This is a genomic window from Corallococcus sp. EGB, from assembly GCF_019968905.1.
Taxonomy (GTDB): Bacteria; Myxococcota; Myxococcia; order Myxococcales; family Myxococcaceae; genus Corallococcus.
Map to the genome: position 1 here is coordinate 9,181,108 of NZ_CP079946.1, position 22,745 is coordinate 9,203,852.

Annotated in this window: 21 protein-coding genes; 5 read left to right on the top strand and 16 right to left on the bottom strand. The window is 71.0% G+C overall.

Translation table 11 applies throughout. The features are described from left to right. Window positions 1-263: 263 nt before the first annotated feature. The 3 genes from KYK13_RS37610 to KYK13_RS37620 form a co-directional block, all read right to left on the bottom strand. On the bottom strand, window positions 264-617 hold the full coding sequence (locus KYK13_RS37610; protein WP_223640036.1) for a hypothetical protein: 354 nt from the start codon (window positions 615-617) through the stop codon (window positions 264-266). 180 nt (window positions 618-797) lie between these two features. After that, the gene (locus tag KYK13_RS37615) at window positions 798-1,121 is read right to left on the bottom strand and encodes a hypothetical protein (RefSeq protein ID WP_223640038.1); all 324 of its coding nucleotides are present in this window, start codon (window positions 1,119-1,121) and stop codon (window positions 798-800) included. Window positions 1,122-1,151: 30 nt separating this feature from the next. After that, window positions 1,152-1,526, bottom strand: a complete 375-nt coding sequence (locus KYK13_RS37620) for a hypothetical protein (protein ID WP_223640040.1) — start codon at window positions 1,524-1,526, stop codon at window positions 1,152-1,154. 229 nt (window positions 1,527-1,755) lie between these two features. On the opposite strand from KYK13_RS37620, the gene KYK13_RS37625 reads away from it, so the two are divergent. Together KYK13_RS37625 and KYK13_RS37630 are read left to right on the top strand one after the other, a co-directional pair. Then, window positions 1,756-3,105 carry a sigma-54-dependent transcriptional regulator gene (locus KYK13_RS37625; RefSeq protein WP_370645463.1) on the top strand — a complete coding sequence of 450 codons (1,350 nt, stop codon included), beginning with the start codon at window positions 1,756-1,758 and terminating at the stop codon, window positions 3,103-3,105. Window positions 3,106-3,213: 108 nt separating this feature from the next. Then, complete coding sequence (locus KYK13_RS37630) at window positions 3,214-3,678, top strand: hemerythrin domain-containing protein (protein WP_223640044.1); 465 nt, start codon at window positions 3,214-3,216, stop codon at window positions 3,676-3,678. Window positions 3,679-3,691: 13 nt separating this feature from the next. Here the strand turns inward: KYK13_RS37630 and KYK13_RS37635 are convergent, their stop codons facing one another. From KYK13_RS37635 to KYK13_RS37680, 10 genes are all read right to left on the bottom strand, one after another. Next, a complete protein-coding gene (locus KYK13_RS37635) occupies window positions 3,692-5,527 on the bottom strand; it encodes an ATP-binding protein (RefSeq protein WP_223640046.1) in 1,836 nt (611 codons plus the stop codon). Next, window positions 5,524-6,687 (bottom strand): sensor protein KdpD, encoded by a 1,164-nt coding sequence (locus tag KYK13_RS37640; RefSeq protein ID WP_223640048.1) that lies wholly within the window; start codon window positions 6,685-6,687, stop codon window positions 5,524-5,526. Before KYK13_RS37640 ends, KYK13_RS37635 begins: the two co-directional genes overlap by 4 nt. A 1-nt stretch (window position 6,688) precedes the next feature. Then, window positions 6,689-7,312, bottom strand: coding sequence for a potassium-transporting ATPase subunit KdpC (gene kdpC, locus KYK13_RS37645; protein ID WP_223640051.1), 624 nt, complete (start codon window positions 7,310-7,312; stop codon window positions 6,689-6,691). A 26-nt stretch (window positions 7,313-7,338) separates the two neighbouring features. Further along, entirely contained in the window at window positions 7,339-9,399 is a 2,061-nt protein-coding gene (gene kdpB, locus KYK13_RS37650; RefSeq protein ID WP_223640054.1) for a potassium-transporting ATPase subunit KdpB, read from the bottom strand. 2 nt (window positions 9,400-9,401) lie between these two features. After that, complete coding sequence (kdpA, locus tag KYK13_RS37655; RefSeq protein ID WP_223640056.1) at window positions 9,402-11,120, bottom strand: potassium-transporting ATPase subunit KdpA; 1,719 nt, start codon at window positions 11,118-11,120, stop codon at window positions 9,402-9,404. Window positions 11,121-11,129: 9 nt separating this feature from the next. Then, entirely contained in the window at window positions 11,130-11,219 is a 90-nt protein-coding gene (gene kdpF / locus KYK13_RS37660) for a K(+)-transporting ATPase subunit F (RefSeq protein WP_223640058.1), read from the bottom strand. Window positions 11,220-11,336: 117 nt separating this feature from the next. Continuing rightward, on the bottom strand, window positions 11,337-12,422 hold the full coding sequence (locus KYK13_RS37665; protein WP_223640060.1) for an outer membrane beta-barrel protein: 1,086 nt from the start codon (window positions 12,420-12,422) through the stop codon (window positions 11,337-11,339). Between the two features lie 170 nt (window positions 12,423-12,592). Beyond that, window positions 12,593-12,946 carry a hypothetical protein gene (locus KYK13_RS37670; protein WP_223640062.1) on the bottom strand — a complete coding sequence of 118 codons (354 nt, stop codon included), beginning with the start codon at window positions 12,944-12,946 and terminating at the stop codon, window positions 12,593-12,595. 133 nt (window positions 12,947-13,079) lie between these two features. Continuing rightward, window positions 13,080-13,790 (bottom strand): class I SAM-dependent methyltransferase, encoded by a 711-nt coding sequence (locus KYK13_RS37675; RefSeq protein ID WP_223640064.1) that lies wholly within the window; start codon window positions 13,788-13,790, stop codon window positions 13,080-13,082. Between the two features lie 80 nt (window positions 13,791-13,870). Next, entirely contained in the window at window positions 13,871-15,181 is a 1,311-nt protein-coding gene (locus tag KYK13_RS37680) for a DUF2185 domain-containing protein (RefSeq protein WP_223640067.1), read from the bottom strand. A gap of 134 nt (window positions 15,182-15,315) precedes the next feature. On the opposite strand from KYK13_RS37680, the gene KYK13_RS37685 reads away from it, so the two are divergent. Further along, window positions 15,316-15,894, top strand: a complete 579-nt coding sequence (locus KYK13_RS37685) for a GNAT family N-acetyltransferase (protein ID WP_223640070.1) — start codon at window positions 15,316-15,318, stop codon at window positions 15,892-15,894. Here the strand turns inward: KYK13_RS37685 and KYK13_RS37690 are convergent. Both KYK13_RS37690 and KYK13_RS37695 read right to left on the bottom strand, forming a co-directional pair. Beyond that, window positions 15,828-16,313, bottom strand: coding sequence for a response regulator (locus KYK13_RS37690; RefSeq protein ID WP_370645242.1), 486 nt, complete (start codon window positions 16,311-16,313; stop codon window positions 15,828-15,830). The genes KYK13_RS37685 and KYK13_RS37690 overlap by 67 nt on opposite strands. Before the next feature lie 182 nt (window positions 16,314-16,495). Beyond that, window positions 16,496-18,058, bottom strand: a complete 1,563-nt coding sequence (locus KYK13_RS37695; protein ID WP_223640073.1) for an ATP-dependent DNA helicase RecQ — start codon at window positions 18,056-18,058, stop codon at window positions 16,496-16,498. A gap of 152 nt (window positions 18,059-18,210) precedes the next feature. Here KYK13_RS37695 and KYK13_RS37700 point away from each other — a divergent pair, with 152 nt between their 5' ends. Both KYK13_RS37700 and KYK13_RS37705 read left to right on the top strand, forming a co-directional pair. Next, window positions 18,211-19,923 (top strand): R3H domain-containing nucleic acid-binding protein, encoded by a 1,713-nt coding sequence (locus KYK13_RS37700; protein ID WP_223640076.1) that lies wholly within the window; start codon window positions 18,211-18,213, stop codon window positions 19,921-19,923. 532 nt (window positions 19,924-20,455) lie between these two features. Further along, window positions 20,456-21,262, top strand: coding sequence for a hypothetical protein (locus KYK13_RS37705; protein ID WP_223640079.1), 807 nt, complete (start codon window positions 20,456-20,458; stop codon window positions 21,260-21,262). 3 nt (window positions 21,263-21,265) lie between these two features. Here the strand turns inward: KYK13_RS37705 and hflX are convergent, their stop codons facing one another. Beyond that, window positions 21,266-22,741: a GTPase HflX gene (hflX, locus tag KYK13_RS37710; RefSeq protein ID WP_223640083.1), complete on the bottom strand. Its 1,476-nt coding sequence runs from the start codon at window positions 22,739-22,741 to the stop codon at window positions 21,266-21,268. Window positions 22,742-22,745: the final 4 nt, after the last annotated feature.

Consider the following 22,745-nt stretch of genomic DNA (forward strand, 5'->3'; position numbering starts at 1 on the left):
GGGCCGGGGCTCCGTCAGGACTCGTAGGATAGACAACACCTCACCCCCCGACTCAAGCCCGCGTCCCTTGAATTGTCTTGGAAACGGGTCAGCATTGCCCCTCAGGGTCACGCACGACACTTCGCCCTGTCAGGTGGGACTCGCGCTGGAGGACGCTTCACGTCCCCCGTGAGGCCACTTCAAGGCACCCTGGCGCGATCATTCCAGCGCCCCGGCAGGGCGGGTTCACTCCGGGTGATGGTGGTGAGGCGCGCGCCCCGCGCTCAGACGGCGACGGCGACGCGTTCGCGGCCCACCAGCACGATGCAGGCCGCGAGCACCCGCGCGCTGAAGCGGTCGCGCTCGCTGTCCTCGAACGCCTGCGCCAGCACCTCCGGGTCGTCGTCGAGGAACAGCGTGGAGCCCACGCGCTCGAAGACGTGCGCCAGCAGGCCGCGGCAGCAGGTGCAGCGCCACGCCTTCTCCAGCGCCCGTGCGCCCTGGCGGCGGGCGTCCTCCAGCCCCCGCGCTCCCAGCATGCGCACCGCCTTGAGCGACCCTTCCGCCCGGCCCTGCTCGCGACGTACCGCGGGCCTCCAAGGCAGGGCCCACGTGTTCAAGATGGCGACGATTCCCATGGTGTCTCACTCCTGGTTGCCGGCGTCCTTCCCGCCGGCCCCCCCTCCAGGAGCATCCCGCGTGCCTCCCTCCGGGCGCGCCAACCCATTGTTCTTGCTGGCCCGCCCTCGCGGCTCCCGCCGGGTCGGTTTCATTCTGCACCCTGACGCCTTGCAGGACGCGGTGCGGAAGCGGCCGCGCTACCGCCAGGGCTCCAGGCGAGCGCGGCAGGCGGCCTCGCACTCCGGAAACTCCCGGAGGAAGCGGGCCTGCTCGCGGCAGCGCGGCACGAAAGCGCTGGCCCTCGGGCCCTCGCAGAGCGTGTGGAAGTGCTCCAGGGTCTGCTGGAAGAGGACGGCCCGCTCCTCGGCTGGAGCGCTCTGGAGCCCCCGGCGGTCGGAGCACGTGCTGACGAGCGCCACCGCAGCCAGGGTCCACAACAGCAGCCAGCCCGGCAGGTCCCGCCACCAGGGGCGGGCCAACCCTTGCTTCGCGACGACAGGGCGCGGTTTCAGAGCCACCATGCCCTCGCCCGGGGCAAGGGGCGTGCCGCGCTAGCGCTCGGGGTGGGGGACGAAGGGCCCCACCTCGGCGCGGCAGGCGTCGTCGCACTCGGGGAAGTGGCTGAGGAACTCCGCCTGCTTCGCGCACTTCCGGGGCCAGCGCGAGGCGCCGCCATCCGCCAGGCAGAGCAGGCGGAACTCGTCGCGGGTGTCCGCGAAGAGGGCCTCCCGCTGCGAAGGGGACATGGCCTCCAGCGCGCGGTTCTCCCCGCCCTGGAGCCAGATGAAGGCGCCCACCAGCATCAGGAAGACGAGGCCCAGCCAGGTGCCCTTGCGCAGCCAGATGCTGGGCGGGGGGGCCAGCTCCTTCGAGAAGATGTTCTTGTCGTCGCCCCCGTTCTCCGGAGGCGTCCCTTCGTTGCCCATGGGCTCCCTTCCATCCATGGCGCGTGCCAGCCGCACGGCCGTGCCGCAGCAGACACCAGCCCGTTCCACGTTGCACCTTGCAACCGCCATCCGGGGCGCATCGTGCAGGATGCGATGCGCCCTCCATGGCTTGCGCCGCCCGGCATCCGACAGACGGGCCCGGCACACGGCGTGCTCTTAGACTGTGGCCATGGAAGTGCGGACCAGTGCCGAGGCGGCGGAGCGCCCCATGCGGGTGCTCGTGGTGGACGACGAGCGAAACATCCGCCACACCCTGCGGGTGTGCCTGGAGGGCCTGGGCTGCGAGGTGCGCGAGGCCGCCACGCCCGAGGCCGCGCTCGCGGCGCTCGCCCAGGGGCCGGCGGACCTGGCGTTCGTGGATCTGCGGCTGGGCAACGCCTCCGGCCTGGAGCTGCTGCCCCGCCTGCTCGCCGAGTCCCCCGCGCTGGACGTCATCCTCATCACCGCCTACGCGACCTTCGACACGGCCGTGGAGGCGGTGAAGCGCGGCGCGCGCGACTACCTGCCCAAGCCGTTCACCCCCGCGCAGATCCGCCACGTGCTGGAGCGCGCGAAGGCGCAGCGGGAGCTGACCTCGCACCTGGGGGACCTGGAGGGCCAGCTGGCGCAGGCCGTACCGGAAGCGACGCTGGAGACGGCGTCGCCGGCCATGCACGCGGCCATCGGCTTCATCCAGCGCGCGGCCGCGTCCGACGCCGCGGTGCTGCTGCGCGGGGAGAGCGGCACGGGCAAGGGGGTGCTCGCGCGGGCGCTGCATTCGATGAGCGCGCGGCGCAAGCGGCCCTTCGTCACCATCAACTGTCCCACGCTGTCCGAGCAACTGCTGGCGAGCGAGCTGTTCGGCCATGCGCGCGGCGCCTTCACGGGCGCGGTGAAGGACCAGCCGGGCCGCGTGGAGCAGGCGGAAGGGGGCACCCTCTTCCTGGATGAAGTGGCGGAGATGAGCCCCGCGCTCCAGGCGCAGCTGTTGCGCTTCCTCCAGGAGAAGCAGTTCGAGCGGCTGGGCGAGGGGCGCACGCGCAAGGCGGACGTGCGCGTGGTGGCGGCCACGCACCGCGACCTGGAGAAGGACGTGGCGGAGGGCCGCTTCCGCGAGGACCTGATGTACCGGTTGAACGTCCTGGAGGTGAAGCTTCCCGCCCTGCGCGAGCGGCCGGAGGACCTGCTCCCGCTGGCCCGCCGCTTCATCGCCTTCTTCGCGAAGGCCGCGCAGCGTCCGGCCCCGGAGCTGTCACCCGCCACGGAGGCGATGCTGCGGGCGTACCCGTGGCCCGGCAACGTGCGCGAATTGCGCAACGCGCTGGAGCGGGCGCTCATCGTGGGGGCGTCCGGCGTGGTGGAGCCGCAGGCGTTCCCGGAGCGCATCGCGTCCTCGGTGGGGCCGGGGGTGACGCTGGGCGGGCCGCACACGCTGGAGGCGGTGGAGCGCGAGCACATCCTGCGGGTGATGGCCTCCGTGCCCACGCTGGATGAAGCGGCCCGGCTGCTCGGCATCGACGCGTCGACGCTGTGGCGCAAGCGCAAGAAGTACGAAGCGGACGCGAAGCCGGAGGCGTGACTGTGCGCCAGTGCATGCAGGCCCGGCACCGGGGGCCGGGGCGTCCAGGGGCGCTCGTCCTTCCGAGTGGATTGCACCCTTGCGCGCGCGTGCGAACCCTGGCCCGTCATGAACCTCATCGACGTGCTCATCCAGCAGCATCGCGACGCCGAGGCCCTCTTCGAGGCCTGGCACCATGCGCCGGACGAAGAGAAGCAGAAGCTGTGTCTGCGTCTGGCCGAAACGCTCACCCTGCACAGCACCCTCGAGGAGGGCTGGGTGTATCCCGTCGCGCGAAGCGTCGTGGACGGGCCCCGCATCGACTTCGCGGTGGAGGAGCACGGGGAGATGACCCAGCTGCTCTCCGAGCTGCTGCACGTCCGCCACGACGCGCGCCGCCGCGAGGCCACGGTGCGTCAACTGGAGGCGGTGGTGGCCCAGCACACGTCGGAGGAGGAGCGCGAGGTGATTCCGCGCCTGCGCAAGATGGACGCGAGCGCGTTCGGCCTGTCCAGCGATGAAATCATCCGCTCCGCGTCCGACGCGCGGAACGAGGCGATGCGGCAGCTGGAGGCCCCCGCGTCACCGATGTGACCCGCGCGGGCCTTCAGCCCTGCTCAGGCTGCGGCAACGTGAACCAGAAGGTGCTGCCCTGCCCGGGCGTGCTCACCACGCCCAGCTCGCCGCCGTGGGCCTGGACGATGTCGCGCGCGATGGACAGCCCCAGCCCCGCGCCTCCCGCGGGCGCGCCCGGGGCCCGGTAGAACTTCTCGAAGATGCGCGCCTGCTCCTGGGCGGGGATGCCCTCGCCGGTGTCGCGCACCTCGAAGCGCGCGTGGGTGCCCGCTCGCGACACGTGCACGGACACCTCGCCGTCGTGCGGCGTGTGCTTCACGCCGTTGGCCACCAGGTTGCCCAGCACCAGCTGCAGCCGCTCTGGATCCACGCGCACCGTCTCCACGTCCGGTGACACGGTTCGCGACAGGCGCACGCCCCGGTCCTCCGCCAGCGTGCGCTGCGCGGCCAGCGCCTGCTCCACCAGGTCCTCCGTGCGCACCTCCCGCACGTCCAGCTGGAGCTGCCCGGACTGGATGCGCGACAGGTCCAGCAGATCGTCCACGATGCCCTGCAACCGCTCGCAGTCCTCGCGCGCCGCGAAGAGCAGGTCCGCCTGCTTCTCCGTCACCGGGCCCACGACGCCCTCGGCCACCAGGTGGATGGCCATGCGCAGCGACGTGAGCGGCGTGCGGAACTCGTGCGCCACCGTGGCCACCAGGTCGTTCTTCAGCTCGTCGAAGCGCCGCAGCCGCGTCACGTCCTGGAGGATGAGCGTGGCGCCCACCACGTCCCCCGTCTCTCCGTGGACCGGGCTGCCTCGCGGCAGGAGCCACCGGTCGCCCTCCGAAGACACCTCCACCCGCACGGCCTCCTCGTAGCCCCGGGGCTGGTACGCGCCCCTTCCGCCCACGACGTGGGCGCGCACGCGCTCCAGCACGGTGCGCACCTCCGGCTCCACGCGGCCCAGCGCGTCTCCGCCCTCATCCAGCCGCAGGCGCAGCATCTGCTCCGCCGCGGCGTTCACGTTGAGCAGCCCGCCGTCCGCGCCCAGCACCAGCACCGGGTCGGGCAGACTGTCGATGGCCGCCTGGGACACCGCCTGCGCCTGGAGCAGCTCCCCCAGGCTGCTCTTGCGGTACTGCCCCAGCCGCTCCGCCATGGTGTTGAAGTCCCGCGAGAGCTGGGCGATCTCGTCCCGCCCCTCCACCGCCGCGCGCGCCTCCACGTCGCCCTGCCCCAGGCGGCGCACGGCCTGCGACAGCACGGACACCGGCCGCAGCGCGCGCTGCACCAGCGACGTGGTGAAGAACAGGCCGAAGCCCAGCGCCGCCACCACGGCCAGCGCCATCAGCGTGTTCACGCGCTCGCTCTGCTGGCGCAGCTGGTCGTTCTTGCGCACCATCGCGTCCTGGTTCAGCGCGAGGATGGACGACGCGGCCGCCTTCGCCTCCTGGAAGTCCGGTGCGAGTGAGCCGAAGTAGCGCCTGCGCGCGGCCTCCAGGTCCCGCTCCTGGAGGAAGGCATCGAATGCCTCGCGGTACCTCCTCCACGCGGTGTGCAGCCGCTGCGTGGCCTCCGCTTCACCGGGCTCGGTGATGTTGCGCTGCTGGACGCCCAGCTCCCGCTCCAGCGCGGGGCGCTGCGCGGCCTGCTGGGCCAAGCCCCGCTCGCGCTCGCCCGCGATGATGAACAGCGCCGCGCTGTCCATGCGCTCCAGCTGTTCGGTGATGCGCTGGGTGGCGAGCACGCTGCGGTAGTTGTCCTCCAGCACCTGCTGGCCGGAGCGCCCCACGCGCGCCAGGGTGAAGACGGCCGTGGCGCCCAGGAAGAGCAGCGCCAGCACCAGCGGCGCCTGGGCCAGCAGCAGCCGCGCGCGCAGGGTCATGGGCGCTTCTCCTCATGGGACTCGAAGGATACGACGTGGATGTCGAAGCCCTCCGCCTCGCGCAGCAGGCGCGCGTCCGCGGTCAGCCCCAGCCGCTGGCGCCACTTCGCCTGGTTGGAGCGGCCGACGATGATGTGCCCCACGCCGTGCGAGCGGGCGAAGTCCAGGAGCGCCGCCACCGGGTCCCTGGCGCGCAGGCGCACCACCTCCGCGCCCAGCTCCTTGGCCATCTCGATGTTGTTCAGCAGGTGCCGCTGCGCCTCCGCGTCGATGAGGTTGGGCGCCTCGCGCGGCGTCTCCACGTACACCACGAACCAGTCCGTGTTGAGCCGGCCCGCCATGCGCGAACCGCGGCGCAGCAGTGTCGCCGCGCGCGGCGGGTAGCTGGAGAGCGCCACCAGCACCCGGCCCCACGCGCCGCCCTTCTGGGACGCGTCCTCGCCCGCCAGCGCCAGCCGTCCCGCGGTGGCGCGGTCCAGGCTCTCCGCCACCTCGCGCAGGGCCAGCTCGCGCAGGGTGGAGAGGTTGTCACCGGTGAAGAAGCGCTCCATCGCGTGCGGCACCTTGTCGGGTGCGTAGATCTTCCCCGCCTTGAGCCGCTCGTGCAGGTCCTCCACCGCGAGGTCCAGGTTCACCACCTGATCCGCTGACTTGAGGAAGCTGTCCGGCAGCGTCTCCCGCACGGTGACGCCGGTGTTGCGCTCCACCAGGTCGTTGAGGCTCTCCAGGTGCTGCACGTTGAAGGCGCCAATGACGTTGATGCCCGCGACCAGCAACTCCTGCACGTCCTGGTAGCGCTTGCGGTGGCGGCACATGGGCAGGTTGGTGTGGGCCAGCTCGTCCACGATGGCCACCTGCGGCTTGCGCGCGAGGATGGCATCCAGGTCCATCTCCTCCACGGTGACGTCGCGGTAGGTGACGCGCTGGCGGGGCACGACCTCCAGCCCCTCCACCAGCGCCGCCGTCTCCGGACGGCCGTGGGTCTCGATGAAGCCCAGCACCACGTCCACGCCGCGCGCCTTGAGCGCGTGCGCCTCCTCCAGCATGCGGAACGTCTTGCCCACGCCCGCCGCGAAGCCGATGTAGAGCTTCAGCCGGCCGCGCCGGCCGCGCTCCACCAGCTCCAGGAAGTCCTCCGCTCGCGGGCGCCGCGTCGTCATGTCAGGGCCTCGGGCGGGGCTCCACGGCCTGCGCGGTCGGGGGCACGGGGACGCCGAACTGGCGGTCCATCGCCAGGTTCAACATCAGCACATTGACCCGGGGCTCGCCCAGCACCCCGAACGTGCGGCCTTCCACGCGCGAGCGCACCAGCGCCTCCAGCCGCGCCGGCTCCACGCCGCGCGCCCTGGCCACGCGGGGCACCTGCCACAGCGCCGCCTCCGGCGACACATGCGGATCCAGGCCGGAGCCTGTCGTGGAGACCAGCTCGACGGGTACGGGCCCGGGAGCGTCCGGGTTCTCCCTGCGCAGCCGGTCCGCTTCCGCCATGGCGCGTTCCCGGAGCTTCTGGGAGGTGGGCCCCAGGTTGCTGCCGCCCGAGGCCGAGGCATCCCAGCCCGCGCCGGCGGCGGACGGGCGCGGCTGGAAGTAACCGGGTTGCGTGAAGCCCTGGCCAATGAGCTCGCTGCCCACCTCGCGGCCCTGGCCGTCCTTCGCCAGCGAGCCGTTGGCTTCATGGGGGAACAGCACCTGCGCCACGCCGGTGACGGCCAGGGGATACAGCACGCCCGTGAGGACCAGCGTGACGACGCTGGCGCGCAGGGCGACGAGCAGGGTGGAGACCATGGAAGGGTTCCTTTCTTCGTGCGCGCTCATGCCAGCCCCACCGTGGTGAGCAGCACGTCGATGACCTTGATGCCCAGGAACGGGATGATGACGCCGCCCACGCCGTAGAGGAGCAGGCTGCGCCGCAGCAGCGCCGCCGCGCCCAGCGGGCGGTAGCGCACGCCCTTCAGCGCCAGCGGGATGAGCGCCACGATGATCAGCGCGTTGAAGATGACGGCGGACAGGATGGCGCTGAACGGCGACTTCAGCCCCATCACGTTGAGCGGGGCGATCTGCGGGAAGACGCCCATGAACAGCGCCGGGAGGATGGCGAAGTACTTCGCCACGTCATTGGCGATGGAGAAGGTCGTCAGCGTTCCGCGCGTCATCAGCAACTGCTTGCCCACCTCCACCACCTCCAGCAGCTTGGTGGGGTTGGAGTCCAGGTCCACCATGTTGCCGGCCTCCTTGGCGGCCTGGGTGCCGGTGTTCATGGCCACGCCCACGTCCGCCTGGGCCAGCGCGGGCGCGTCGTTGGTGCCATCACCCGTCATGGCCACGAGCTTGCCCTTGCCCTGCTCCGCGCGGATGAGCGCGAGCTTGGCCTCCGGGGTGGCCTCCGCCAGGAAGTCGTCCACGCCGGCCTCGCGCGCGATGGCCGCCGCGGTGCGCGGGTTGTCGCCGGTGATCATCACCGTGCGGATGCCCATGGCGCGGAAGCGGTCGAAGCGCTCCTTGATGCCGCCCTTCACCACGTCCTTCAGGTGGATGATGCCCAGCACGCGAGCCCCCTCCGCCACCGCGAGCGGCGTGCCGCCCGCGTCGCCAATGCGGCCCGCCGTCTGCGTCAGCGCCTCCGGCACCGTCCCGCCCTGTGCCTGCGTGTAGCGGACGATGGCGTCCACCGCGCCCTTGCGGATGCACCGCGCATGCGGGTCCACCAGGTCGCAGCCGCTCATGCGCGTCTGCGCGGTGAAGGGGACGAAGGTGGCCTGGTGCGCGCGCAGCTCGCGCGGGCGCATCTTGTACGTGTCCTTGACCAGCGTGACGACGGAGCGCCCTTCCGGGGTCTCGTCCGCGAGGCTCGCCAGCTGCGCGGCCTCCGCCAGCTCCTCCATGCGCACGCCGGGCATGGGCACCAGCTCCGTGGCCATGCGGTTGCCCAGGGTGATGGTGCCCGTCTTGTCCAGCAACAGCGTGTCCACGTCGCCCGCCGCCTCCACCGCGCGGCCGCTGAGCGCGAGCACGTTCTTGCGCAGGAGCCGGTCCATGCCCGCGATGCCGATGGCGCTCAAGAGGCCGCCGATGGTCGTGGGGATGAGGCACACCAGCAGCGCCACCACGGCCGTGCCGGACAGGGGCACGCCGGAGTACAGCGCCACGGGCACCAGCGTCACGCACGCCAGCAGGAACACCAGCGTCAGGCCCACCAGCAGGATGTGCAGGGCGATTTCGTTGGGCGTCTTCTTGCGCGCCGCGCCCTCCACCAGGCCGATCATCCGGTCGAGGAACGACTCGCCCGGATCCACGCCGATGCGGATGACGATGCGGTCGGACAGCACCTTCGTGCCGCCCGTCACGGCGGAGCGGTCGCCGCCGGACTCGCGGATGACGGGGGCGGACTCGCCGGTGACGGCGGACTCGTCCACGCTGGCGATGCCCTCGATGACCTCGCCGTCGCCGGGGATGACGTCGCCGGCCTCGCACACCACGCGGTCACCCTTGCGCAGGGCGGGGGCGCCCACGCGCTCCTCGCGGCCGTCGTCGGTGAGCCGGCGGGCCTGGGTGTCCTGGCGCATGCGGCGCAGCGCGCTCGCCTGGGCCTTGCCGCGCCCCTCCGCCACCGCTTCGGCGAAGTTGGCGAAGAGGACGGTGAACCACAGCCACAGCATCACCGACACGGTGAACCACACCGGCGCGCTGTCCGGCTGGCGGGCCACCAGGTCCTTGAGGACGAACACGGTGGTGAGCAGGCTGCCGGCCCACACCACGAACATCACCGGGTTACGGGCCACGTCGCGGGGGTGGAGCTTCTTGAGGCTCTCCCAGACAGCGGGCTTGAGCAGCGCCGGATCCAACAGGGAGGCCGGCTTGGAGGCGGGAGCCATGGTCAGTACACCTTTCCGGCCGCGCCGAGGAAGTGCTCGACGATGGGACCGAGGGACAGGACGGGGAAGAACGTCAGCGCGCCCACGATGACGACGACGCTCACGAGCAGGCCGGTGAAGAGGGCGCCCTGGGTGGGGAAGGTGCCCGGCCCGGGGGCCACGACCTTCTTGCCCACGAGCGAACCCGCGAGCGCCAGCACCGGCACCATCATCAGGAAGCGGCCGGCGAGCATCGCCATGCCCAGGCTGATGTTCCAGAACGGGGTGTTGGCGTTGAGGCCCGCGAAGGCGCTGCCGTTGTTGGCCACGCCGCTGGTGAACGCGTAGAGGATCTCCGACAGGCCGTGCGGGCCCGCGTTGTTGAGCGACGACGTGCCCTGCGGAATCACGGCCGCCACGGCGGACAGGCCCAGGATGACGAGCGGGAAGATGAGCACGTACAGCATGGCGAGCTTCATCTCGCGTGCTTCGATCTTCTTGCCGAGGAACTCCGGGGTGCGGCCCACCATCAGGCCCGCGATGAAGACGGCGAGCACCGCCATCACGAGGATGCCGTAGAGGCCCGCGCCGACGCCGCCGAAGATGACCTCGCCCAGCTGCATGTTGACCAGGGGCACCAGCCCGCCCAGCGGCGTGAAGCTGTCATGCATGGCGTTGACCGCGCCGCACGACGCGTCGGTGGTGACGGTGGCGAACAGCGTGGAGGCCGCGACGCCGAAGCGCGTCTCCTTGCCCTCCAGGTTCCCGGCCTGCGCGACGTTCGCGGCGGCGAGCGCGGGGTTGGGCTGGACTTCCGCGGCGTAGCTGACGGCGGCGCCCGCGAAGAAGAGGACGGACATGGCGGCGAAGAGGGCCCAGCCCTGCTTCGTGTCGCCGGTCATCTTGCCGTAGGTGTACGTGAGGCCCGCGGGCAGCACGAAGATGAGCAGCAATTGGATGAAGTTGGTGAGCGGCGTGGGGTTTTCGAAGGGGTGGGCGCTGTTGGCGTTGAAGAAGCCGCCGCCGTTGGTGCCCAGCATCTTGATGGCCTCCTGGGAGGCCACGGGGCCGAAGGCGAGCGTCTGCTTCGCGCCCTCCACGGTGGACACGTCGTGGTAGGGGGCCAGGTTCTGGAGCACGCCCTGGGACACGAAGAACAGGGCCACGACGAAGCTCAGGGGCACGAGCACGTAGAGGGTGCCGCGCACCAGGTCCACCCAGAAGTTGCCCAAGGTCTTGCGGCCTTCCGGGCCGGGGCGGCGGGTGAGGCCACGCGCGAAGACGAGCGCGACGCCCAGGCCCACGGCGGCGGACATGAAGTTCTGCCACGTCAGCCCCAGCATCTGGGTGGCGTAGCTCATGGTGGATTCGCCCGCGTAGGACTGCCAGTTGGTGTTGGCGGTGAAGCTGGCGGCGGTGTTGAAGGCGAGCTCCGGGCCCACCGCGGGCAGCCCCTGCGGATTGAAGGGGAGCACGTGCTGGAGGCGCTGGAGCGCGTAGACGCCCAGCACGCTGAACAGGCTGAAGGCGAGCAGGGAGGCCGCGTACTGGCCCCACCGCTGCTCCTGATGCTGGCTCACGCCGCACAGGCGCAGGAGGACGCGCTCCACGGGACCGAGCACGCGCGGCAGGGGCGGCGTCCCGGATTCGAAGACGCGGAAGAGGTAGGTGCCCACGGGCTTCGTCAACGCGAGCACCAGGGCGAAGAACAGCAGGGTCTGCAACCAGCCGACGAGGGTCATGGCGGGGTCCTAGAAGCGCTCGGGCTGGAGCAGGGCGTAGACGAGATAGACGGACAGCAGCACCGCGAGCGCGATGCCGGCGACGTATTCGAAGGTCATGACGGGGGACTCCTCACAGGCGCTCGCAGCCGTGGGTGTAGGCCGCGCAGAGCGCGAAGAAACCGATGGTCACCAGGATGAGGACGAGGTCCATGAGTGAAAGCTCCGCTTCAGGGTTCAGAAGGTGGCGACCGCTCCGACCACGACCAGCGTCTGGTGTTGGCGCGGGAGGGGTGACTGCTCTCCGCGCGCCGGACCGTCGAAGACGTTCTGGGTCGAGTGGTCGTGGCGGGCCTCGGCCTTGAGGACGAGGTGTTCAGCGGGCCTCACTTCCAGGGTGAGCGTGCCCTCCGCGAGGGTCTGCGCGGTGCCGCTGAGCAGGCCCTCGCGGTCGCGGTACACCTCCGCGCGCGCGGTCACGGCCACGGGCTCCGCGACCTGGATGCGTACGTTGGCGCCGGCCGCGTACCAGAGGGCGGCGGAGGTCCCCGGGCGGGCCTGCCGGCCCCCGTCCGCGGTGGCGGCGATGCTCACGGCGTCGGTGACCTTCAGGGTGACGACGGTGTCCACGAACAGGCGCAGGGCTTCCGCTTCACCGGAGCCCTCGTTGCCCACGAAGGTGTTGAGGGCCGCGCTCAGCCGGTCGCCCGCGTAGGCGACCTGGGTGCCCAGGGCCATGCCGCCGTTGTTGTCTCCGATGGTCTGCCAGCCATTGAGCAGGTGGAGCTGCGCGCTCCAGTGGTCATCGAAGCGCCAGGTCCCCTTGAGGCCTGTCTGGTAGTAGGGCGAGAACTCGCCCATCCACGACCGGGTGTAGGTCCAGTTGAGCTGGGATTGGAAGGACTCGAAGCCGATGTGGCTCGGGTAGATGCCCGCCTCCAGGGTGAGCGGGCCTCGCGCGAAGGACAGCGAGGCCTGCTGCACGTAACGCCAGACGTCGGGGCCGGTGGCGTCCTCCTCGGGCTCCGCGCGGTGGAGCACGTCCATGCCGGTGCCGAAGCCGAGCAGGACGCGGAAGCCCACGGGCTCCGGCGCCAGGCTCACGCCCAGCGACGCGAGGTTGACGGTGATTTCATCGTGCCGCCGGGCGGTGGTGCCGGTGCCCGGCAGGAAGTTCACATCGCTGTCGGGGCGATTGAGGTTGTAGGCGTAGTAAGCGTCCACGCCGCCCTCGACGTGAAGTCGGGAGAGCGGCGAGGGCGCTTCGGGTGAGGCCTGGGTGAGCAGCAGGTGAAGCAGGTGGGGAGCGAGGTCGGGAGCCATACCGGGCTCCCTTCATGAGCATCCGGCGTACCGGAGCGGGCCGCCATCAGGCCCAGGCGTTCCGCGGGGTTGCGGGGGTCCGCCTCCGGTCCGGATTGCAATGTGCACGAACCGGCTTCGTGCGCCCCTGCGAGGTGAAAGGGGGCGACGGCGGACGGGTTGCCGTACGCTTACGGCGTGTGGGACACGGATGAATCACAGTCCGAGGTGCACCTCCCGGAGCAGGCGACCTGGCCTGGGTACGAGTCCAGGATGGCGCACTCGGTGCCTCCCGTGCAGGACACGAGCTCGCTGCAGACCTTGGACGCGTCCACGCAGCGCGCCTTCGACGCGCCGTCCAGCTTGAGCACGAGGCAGGACAGGCCTTGCGGACACTGGGGCAGGTCCACGCCGCACTCCTGCGCCAGGTCCAGCGACTGCCCCTCCCGCAGCTTCAGTCTCCCCTGCCCTCCCCCACCGTCCGACCCACACGCCACGAGGGCCATCACCGTCAGACCACCGCCCAGCATCCGCATCCAGCGCATCGTGGCTCCTTGCGAGACTTGAAGCTTCACGCCTGGAGCAAGGCATGGACCAGGAGCGCGTCGTAGGGATTCCGCACGATTGGCGGATGGAGGCCGCCTCGGAAATCTGATGCCGCCTCGAATCCCTGGCGGCTCACACCGCGCGGTGCGCGAGGAAGACCTTGTACTGGAGCGAGACGAAGAGCGTCTTCGGCTCCACGAAGCCGGTCCGCTCGAACATCGCGAACAGGGCGGCGTCGGACGCGATGGGCTGCATCTTCGCGGTGGCCTGACGCCGGGCCTCCAGCTTCTCCTGCGTCACGCCATAGGCCCGCAGCCGCCGGAACTCCACCTTCGTCAGCTCGGGGTCCTGGCCGATGCGGCACCCCAACACCAGGGGCGCTCCGGGCTTCAGCCGCCTCGCGACCTCTCGCAGCAATTCGAGCCGGGCCTCTTCGCCCTCCACGTGGTGCAGGACGCCCATCAACTGCGCGCCAGCGAACGGCGCGCCTTGCGGCAGGGTGCGCAGCTCGCCTTCGTGCAGTTGCGTGCGCGAGAGCAGCCCCTCCTCCTCCAGACGCTTGCGCGCGACGGCGAGCATCGGCGCGGAGGGCTCCACTCCCGTGAAGCGCCAGCCCGGGACGTTGAAGCGCTCGTAGGGCAACAGCTCCGCGCCCGTGCCCAACCCCACGTGAAGCAGTGACGCCGTGTCCTGGCCGTCCAGGAGCGCAGCCAGGGCACTGATGCCCAGCTCGTAGGCCGCCTGGTAGCCAGCGAGGTTCACCGCCGCCTGGGCGTCGTAATGGGGCGCGCGGTCGGCGCCAAAGCCATGCACCGCCGCATGCGCGAGAGGGTCGTGGGTCATGATGCCTGGAAGATGCTCCCGGCCTCCGCGGAAGGACAGGGCGGGAATTCAGACGGAGTCGGCGGTTCTTTCGATGCGGCCTACTCCTCCGGCACGAACCCGTTCCCCTCGCGCCGGAACACCGCGCCCACCGGCGCGTCCAGGATGGCGTCCAATTCCTTGTACCGGCTCAACAACGGCCGCAGGGGGACAATCACCGCGTTGTCGCTGTCCTCCATGTACTCCTCGGTCTCCAGCCCCGAGGTGAAGAGCCAACCGCTGTCCTCCTCCGCCGCGGGCTCCACGCGCTCCGCGAAGCGGATGGGCTCCCCATTCTCCGAGATGAACCGCGTGACCAGCGCCTTGCGCTGACGCAGCCGCAGGCCGCGCATCATCCGCTGCCGCTCCTCCGTGCCCAGCTCCACCCGGACGCGCACCGTGCGCCCTTCCGCGTCCAGGTGCCGGCTGACCGTGAAGACTCCGTCTCCCCAGCGGTTCCCGCACCCCACCGCGCGCGCCCCCTCCAGCACGAGCGACGCCGCGTCCTCCTCGCTCGCGCGCAGCCCCGCGTTCAACCTCTCCAGGTCGCAGTGCGGCCGGTAGTCCACGCCCACCGCGAGCCCCTCCCGGTCGATGCGCTCCTGCAACGGCGTCGCCTTCTCCCCCACCCGCTCCATGGGCAGGTCCTTCCACCCATACAGCCCGTCGCCCAGGTCGCTCGCGCCCAGCTCCTTCGCGAGCTTCGGCGCGTCCCGGCCATGAAACACATAATCCGCCAGGCCGTCCTCCGGCTCCCACATGCGGAACCGTCCCATCGGGCCCAGCCCGGTGAACAACAGCTGGCCATGGTCCACCATCACCCCGGCCACCTCCTCCGACCGGACCGCCTCCGCCCCTTCCTCCACGACGACGTCAATGGACCGCCAACGCCCGCCGAACTCGCCCGGTGGCATGGGCATTCCAATCACTTTCAAACCGCGACTCGAGGGCAGGTCTCCCACCACCACCGCCCACAGTCCGTTGTACTTCACCACCCCCAACCCCCTTCCATGCTCCAACGCCAGCCGCGCCCGCTCCGTGTGGGGAAGCCGCGCGGACAACACCTCCGCCCGCGCGTCGAAGCCGCGCTCCCGGGCGAACTCCGCGAAGTGCGCCGCCGCGTCCGCCGCGTCCTTCCGGTCGAAGAGGAAGCGTGGGTCGAACTCCCGGTCGTAGGCCTTGCCCGCCGCGTCCGCGTCCGGCCCGACGATGCGCAGGTCATGCTCCGGCGGGTCCTTCTTCCGGGGCGACGCCGGCTCACCGTCGTGCCTCCAGAAGCGCCCCAGCCCCGGATCCAGGATGAGCAACTCCCCTTCCGGCAGGTCGAGCTCCCCCAGCAGCACGGGCTTCGGTGTCTTCGCGGTTCGCGCCATGGCGAGGACCCTATGCGACGCGGCGGCCCCTCGCGACGCGCCACACCACGACCTGCCGGACAAGCCTCCGTCGGGGCCGGCAGGCGTCACGCACCGACGCTCCAAGGCACGGCGCCGGCCTATGCTCCCGCGCCATGCCTTCACATCCGTATGTCGTGAGGTCCGTGCAGTCGCGCGAGGAGCTGGAGCAGGTGCTGGCCCTGCAGCGCCGCAACCTGCCGCCCTCGCTGTCGCCCGAGGAGCAGCACGCCCAGGGCTTCGTCACCGTCCAGCATGACCTGGCCACGCTGGAGCGCATGCACGCGCTCATCCCCAGCATCATCGCCGTGCAGGGCGCCGACGTGGTGGCGTACGCGCTGGTGATGCCGCGGGAGTGCCGCCCGTGGGTCCCGGTCCTGGACCCGATGTTCGCGCTCCTGGAAGGGCTCGAACACCGGGGCCGGCCGCTCAGGGACCAGCGCTTCTACGTGATGGGGCAGGTCTGCGTGGACAAGGCCCACCGGGGGAAGGGCCTGTTCGACGCGCTCTACCACCAGCACCGCGAGCAGCTTCGCTCGCGCTTCGACTGCGTCGTGACGGAGGTCTCGGTGCGCAACGCCCGCTCCCTGCGCGCGCACGCGCGGGTCGGGTTCGAGACCATCCACACCTACCGCGACGCCAGCGACACCTGGGCCGTGGTGCTCTGGGACTGGGGCGCGGACACGTCGCGCTGAAGCAAGGGGTCCACGCGCGCCGCCGGCGTAGGCCGGTTCGCCATCCGCTTGTGGTGCATGCCGGACAGCTTCAGCGCCAGCTCCGGCCCCGTGACGCCCTTGGGGATGTAGCCGTCCGCGCCGGACGCGCGCACCAGCTCGCGCAGCCGCGACTCGTCCATGGACGAGTACAGGATGAACAGCGTGTCCGGCCCCGCGAACTGGCGCACCACGCCCAGGATGCGGTCGCCGCTCAGCGCCGGGATGTTCACGTCCAGGAGCACGATGTCCGGCTGCTCGGTCCTCAGCAGGTTGGCCACCCCCAGCGCCGCGCGCGTGGTGACCACATCAAAGCCGTAGCGGCTGATGGACCGCTCCACCAGCTCCAGCACCAGTGGGTCATCATCCACCACAAGCGCCTTCAACTTGCCTTCCGCCATCGCGTCTCCGCCTTTCAGGACCTCGGGGGAAAGGTCTGAAGTGCCTTACGTCCAGGTAGGCTGTGCAATATACGTCATAACTGTATTCATGCACAATGCCCCTAGGCCTGAAGACCTGGGAGAACCGGACTCTGAGTGCGGATGTCGGCTTTTGCGGTCACCCGCCCCTGGGGCAAAAAGCCTCACGCGGCTGGGGCCGTCAAGACCTCGGATTGAGACTCGTGGTGAAGTGTTGACTGTTGGGAACGAGGGGCGGGACGGGCGTCGAAGCGGCCTTCGGCGCGGGCGCGGCAGTTGTCGCAGCGGGCGCAGTCGTCCTCCAACGGCTCGTCGAAGTACGCGCCCAGCACCTTCCAGCGGCACGCGGTGGTGCTCCCGTAGCGCATCATCGCGTCCAGGCGCTCGCGGTCTCCCTGGTGGCGCTCTTCGTACGCGCCCAGGTACGCATCCAGCTCCTCGGGCGTCTCGAAGGCGCGCAGCTGCTTCACGCCTCGCGCGCCCTTCTCCAGCACGCCCGCGGCCACCAGCTGCGCCACCAGCACGCGGGTTCGCTTGTCGCCCAGGCCGCTCGCTTCCGACAGCCGCTTGAGGGCCACGCTCCGGCCTTCCGCGCACAGCGAGCTCGCGGCCTGGTAGAGGCGCCGGCTTTCGTCGCGGCGCGGGTACTTGCCTCCGAGGAAGAAGCCCTGGATGCGCCGGTCCTCCAGCCGGTACAGCAGCGCCGCCTTCGCGGGTCGCCCGTCCCGGCCCGCGCGGCCTGCCTCCTGGTAGTAGCTCTCCAGCGAGTCAGGGAAGTGGTAGTGCACCACGAGCCGCAGGTCCGGCTTGTCGATGCCCATCCCGAAGGCCTTGGTCGCCACCACCACCGGCGTGGTGCCGTCCATGAAGCCGCGCTGGTTCTCCTCGCGCTCGGTGGCCTTGAGCTTGCCGTGGTAGCGGCCCGCCTCCAGTCCTTCCGCGCGCAGCCAGCGCCACAGCTCGTCCGCCCTGCGCACGGTGGCCGTGTAGATGATGGCGCTGCCGTCGTTGGCGCGCAGCAGCTCCAGCAGCTTCTGGCGCTTGAGCTCCGGGTTCACCGTGCGGTGGACCTCCAGCGTGAGGTTGTCGCGCTGGATGCCGGTGCACACCACCACCGGAGCCTTCAGGCCCAGCTGCGCGCGGATGTCCTCGCGCACGCGGGGCGTGGCGGTCGCCGTGAGGGCGAGCACCCGGGGCCGGCCGAGCGCGCGGATGGCGTCCCCCAGCGCGAGGTACGCGGGCCGGAAGTCGTGGCCCCACTGCGAGACGCAGTGCGCTTCGTCCACCACGAAGAGGCTCACGTTCGCGCGCTGGAGCAGCGCCAGGCGCTCCGGGTTCTCCAGCTGCTCGGGGGTGACGTAGATGAACTCGTGCTCGCCACGGCGGATCTGCATCTGGAGCGTCTTGAGTTCGCGCGCCTTCAGCGTGGAGTCCAGCTTCGCCGCGTCCAGGGCGTAGCGCTCCGTGAGGTGCTCACGCTGGTCACGCATCAGCGCGAGCAGCGGGCTCACCACGACGGTGGCGCCGGGCACGAAGAGGGCGGGCAGTTGGAAGGTGAGGCTCTTTCCCGCGCCCGTGGGCAGCACGCCCAGCACGTCGCGCCCCGCGAGCACCGCCTCGATGATGTCCCGCTGCCCGGGGCGGAAGTCCTCCACGCCGAAGCGCTCGCGCGCCTCCTGCTCGAGCTGGGGCCAGAGGGGAGAGCGCTCCTGCGTCGCGATGGACATGGCCTGAAGGTAGGGATGACGCCCGCTCCGTCACGCGCGGGTGCGCCTGTCCGCCTGCCGGGCGGGGAAGGAGTGCCGTCCCGGGCGTTCGCCTCGCGAACCCGCGCAAGGAAAGCCGTGCGCGGAGGGGCGTGGCGAGGCACGTTTGGGGGATGGCTTCGGGAATTCCTGTCGACCCTGACTTCGACCTGCTGGTGGCGGTCCTGCCGCCTCCGCTCCAGGAGGCGGTGCGGGCACTGCCCCAGGTGGAGTTGCTGGAAGTGGTGATGGACCTGGGGCGGCCTCCGGAGGCGCGGCTGGTGCACGGCGTGGCGCGCCTTTCGGAAGCGCCCGTGGAACAGGACGCGCTCCAGGCGGTGCTCTCCCGCGTTGGCGAGGTGGGCGGCGACAACCGCGCGGGCATCGAACGCACGCTCCACCGCGTGTCGGTCATCCGCAACCGTCAGGGCCGCGTGGTGGGGCTCACGCTGCGCGTGGGGCGCGCCATCCAGGGCACCATCGACATGCTGCGCGACCTGGTGGAGTCCGGGCGCAACCTGCTGCTGCTCGGGCGGCCGGGCGTGGGCAAGACGACGAAGCTGCGCGAGGTGGCGCGCGTGCTCGCGGACACGCTGGGCAAGCGCGTGATGGTGGTGGACACCTCCAACGAGATTGGCGGCGACGGGGACATCCCGCATCCGGGCATTGGCGGCGCGCGGCGCATGCAGGTGAGCCGGCCGGACCGCCAGCATGACGTGATGATCGAGGCGGTGGAGAACCACATGCCCGAGGCCATCGTGGTGGACGAGATTGGCACCGCCGCGGAGGCCGCCGCCGCGCGCACCATCGCGGAGCGCGGCGTGCAACTGGTGGCCACGGCGCACGGCAACACGCTGGAGAACCTGGTGTTGAACCCCACGCTGTCGGACCTGGTGGGCGGCGTGCAGACGGTCACGCTGAGCGACGACGAGGCCCGGCGCCGGGGCACGCAGAAGACGGTCACGGAGCGCAAGGGCACGCCCACGTTCGACATCGTGGTGGAGATGGTGAGCCGCGACGAGGTGCGCGTGCACCGCGACACGGGCGGCGCGGTGGACCGGCTGCTCACGGGCGCGGAGGTGGGCGGCGAGAAGCGGCGGCAGCAGGACGGCGCCGTGCACGTGGAGGCCGCGCCCGAGGTGGTGGAGGCCACGCCCCCGGGAGGCCATGTGCCCCGGGGGACGCCCGCGCTGGGAGCCCCCCGGCCCGGCCCCACGCGCATCGCCGCGCACTCGGTGAGCCGCGAGCTGTTGGAGCGCGTGCTGCGCGACCTGCCGATAGAAGCCGTGGTGGTGGGCCGCCCGGAGAACGCGGAGGTGGTGCTCACGCTGCGGAGCCGCGCGAACTCACCTCGGCTGCGCCGCGCGGCGGAGCGCGTGGGCGCGCGGGTGGTGGCCATCAAGCGCAACAGCTCCTCGGAGATCCGCCGCGCGCTGCGCACGGAGTTCCACCTGCTGGAGGGCGTGGATCCCGCGGATGTGCACGCCGCGGTCGCGGATGCGGAGGAGGGCATCCGGCGAGTGCTCGAGGAGGGCATCCACCTGCCGCTGGCGCCGCGCCCGTCGCGCCTGCGGAAGGTGCAGCACACCCTGGTCGTGAAGAACCACCTGGAGGCCGTGAGCGTGGGCAGCGAGCCCCTGCGCCACCTGGTCATCTACCCGCTGGGCACCGCCCTCACGGAAGTCTCCAGCACCGAGCCGGAGGACGAGGACGCGCCAGAGCCGGAGGATGACGACCTGGAGGATGACGGCGTCCTGTCCGCGGATGAAGAAGCCGGGGATGACGAGGACTCGGATCCAGCGGCGCCTGCCCCGGCTGAAGGTGAGGCTCAGCCCTCTCGGAACTGAGCGCTGCCCCCTGCCGGCGGCGGACCCCGCGGACCGGTCCGACTGTCGGATAGGGTTGGACCTGGGCCGGCGGGAGGCGGACCGCTCCAACTTGTCCGACTGTCGGACAAGTTTTGGAGCAGGGCTGGCGGGAGGCGGGCCACGTGAACCGGTCCGACTGTCGGACAGGTTTTGGCCCGGAGCCGGGCGAGATGCGAACCGGGTGAACCGGTCCGACTGTCGGACAGGTTTTGGACCAAGCCGGGCGGACGATGGCCCTACCCGAACCGGTCCGACTGTCGGACAGGTTTGGACCAGGGCCGGCGGGAGGCGGACCGCTCCAACTTGTCCGACTGTCGGACAGGTTTGGACCAGTCGGGCCCGGACAGGGGCGCCATCGAGTGCGCAGCACGCTGCACATGCCGCATGAGGTCATGGGTGCCCCTTTCCCTGGGGATTCGCGGGGTTGTGGGGGGCATGACGGTTGCTGAAGGCCCGGGGTCCGGTCCCTCGCGATGGCGCGAGGGAGCCGCACCGCCTTTCGGAGCCCTTCATGCGCCGCATCGCCTGCCTTGCCCTCGCCGCCCTTGCCACCGCCTGTGGGGACAACCTGCCCACCCCGGAGGAGATCGACGACGCGAAGGCCCGTGTGGAACGCCTGGCGGCCTCCACGCACCAGGTGCGCGGCGCATTGGAGATGCTGGGCCTGATGCCCGTGTACACGTGCGGCGAACCCCGGCGCTCGTTCCTGAATCAGGCCGTGGCAGGACTGTCCTCCACGGTGGCCTGCGCGACCGCCCGCGTGGAGGCCGTGGACGCCGTCACCGACGCCGTCGTCGTGTCCTTCCCGTCCAGCGGCTGTGACGTGCACGGCCTGCGCTTCACCGGACGCGCGGTGCTGGAGTACCGCGGCGGCGAGGACCTGCTGGAGATGCAGGCGGACCTGCGCGAGCTGGCCGTGGACGGCCGGACCCTCCAGGCGAAGGTGGGCTACGGCACGTGTTCGGATGAGACACGCCTGTTCGCGGACGTCGAGGGCCAGGTCCCAGGCCGCGAGGAGCACTCCTTCCACATCAACAGTCGCGTCGGGAAGCGCGACGGATTGCCCATCATCGGCGGCACGACGCTGGTCTTCGATGGTCCGGGAGAATTGAAGGGGCCGAACGGCACGGACCGCATCACGCTCACGTCGCTGCTCTATGAAGTGGGCAACTACCTGCCCAAGGAAGGCACGGCCCTGGTGGAGACCGCGGACGGACACCGCCTGAGCCTCTCGTTCCAGCCCGTGCTGTGGCGCGTGGGCAAGGTGGAGGTCACCGTGGATGACAAGGACCCGGTGACCGTGCCCGTCGTGCGCTGAGGCCTACTCCTGGAATGACCGGGTGAGCCTGGCGATGGCGCCCGGCAGTCCTCGCACGCGCAGCCGGCTGCCCATCTCATCGTAGGCCTGGGACACCACGGTGGTGTGCTCGTACACCTCACCGATGCGGGCCTGCCGCGCGTAGGGAATCACCAGGTCCGCCTCCACCATCGAGGCCTCGAAGAAGGCGATGATCTCCCGGCGCAGCAGGGCCACGTCGTCCGGCCGGTGCGCGGACAGGAGGATGGCTTCGGGGTGTTCGGTCCGGAGCGCTTCCTGGGCCGCCTCGTCCAGCCGGTCCACCTTGTTGAAGAGCAGCTTGCCCGGCACGACGTCCGCGCCAATCTCCCGGAGCACCGTGCGGGTGACCTCCAGCTGCGCGGCCCAGGTGGGGTCGGACGCGTCCACCACGTACAGCAGCAGCGACGCCTCCAGCGCCTCGTCCAGCGTCGAGCGGAAGGACGCCACCAGGTCGTGCGGCAGCTTCTGGATGAAGCCCACCGTGTCGGAGACGAGGATGCGCGGACGGGTCTCCGGCTGCATCGCGCGCACCGTCGTATCGAGCGTGGCGAAGAGCTGATCCGCCACCAGCACCGCGCTGCCCGTCAACGCGCGCATCAGCGAGGACTTGCCCGCGTTCGTGTAGCCCACCAGCGCCACGCGCAGCTGATCACGACGTGCGTAGCGGCGCTGGTCCTGGTCCTTCTGGATGGCCGCCAGACCCTCGCGCAGCTCCGCCAGCCGGTCGCGGATGCGGCGGCGGTCCAGCTCCAGCGCGGAGTCGCCAGAGCCTCGGCCCTGCTGGCGCTCGCGGCCGCCGGGGGCTTCACGCAGGCGCGGGGCCAGGTAGTTGAGCCGGGCGATCTCCACCTGCATGCGCGCCTCGTGGCTCTTCGCATGCCGGTGGAAGATGTCCACGATGACGCCCGCGCGGTCCAGCACCTGCACGCCCGTGGCGCGCTCCAGGTTGCGCAGCTGGCTGGGCGACAGCTCGTGGTCCACGACCACCACCGTGGGCCGGGGACCGGGCTCGATGGCAGGGGCCTCCGCGCCCGTGTCCGCGTCCGCGTCCGTGTCCAGCGCCATGTCCGCGTCCGGGAGGTCGCCGTCGTCCTCGTCGGGCGCAGCGTCCGCGCCCGCGTCATCGGGAGCGTTCAGGGCGTCGGAGGCTTCGTCCTCGGATTCGGATTCGGCCTCCCACTTCTCCCGCGCCTTCGACGTCTTGCTCTGGGCGCCGGAGGGGATGACGCCCGAGCCGCCAGTGAGCGCGGCCAGCTCCTTGAGCTTTCCGGAGCCGAGCACCGTGCCGGTGGCCAGCCGCTGCCGGCGCTGAGACACGGTCGCCACCGCGTCGAAGCCCAGCGTGTGCACCAGCCGCTTCAGCTCCGCGAGGTCCGCGGCATGCGCCTCGTCCGTCACCCCGGGAAGCTGGACACCGACGAGGACGGCGCGCGGGCGCTCGGGAAGGGTTTTCGCCATGCCT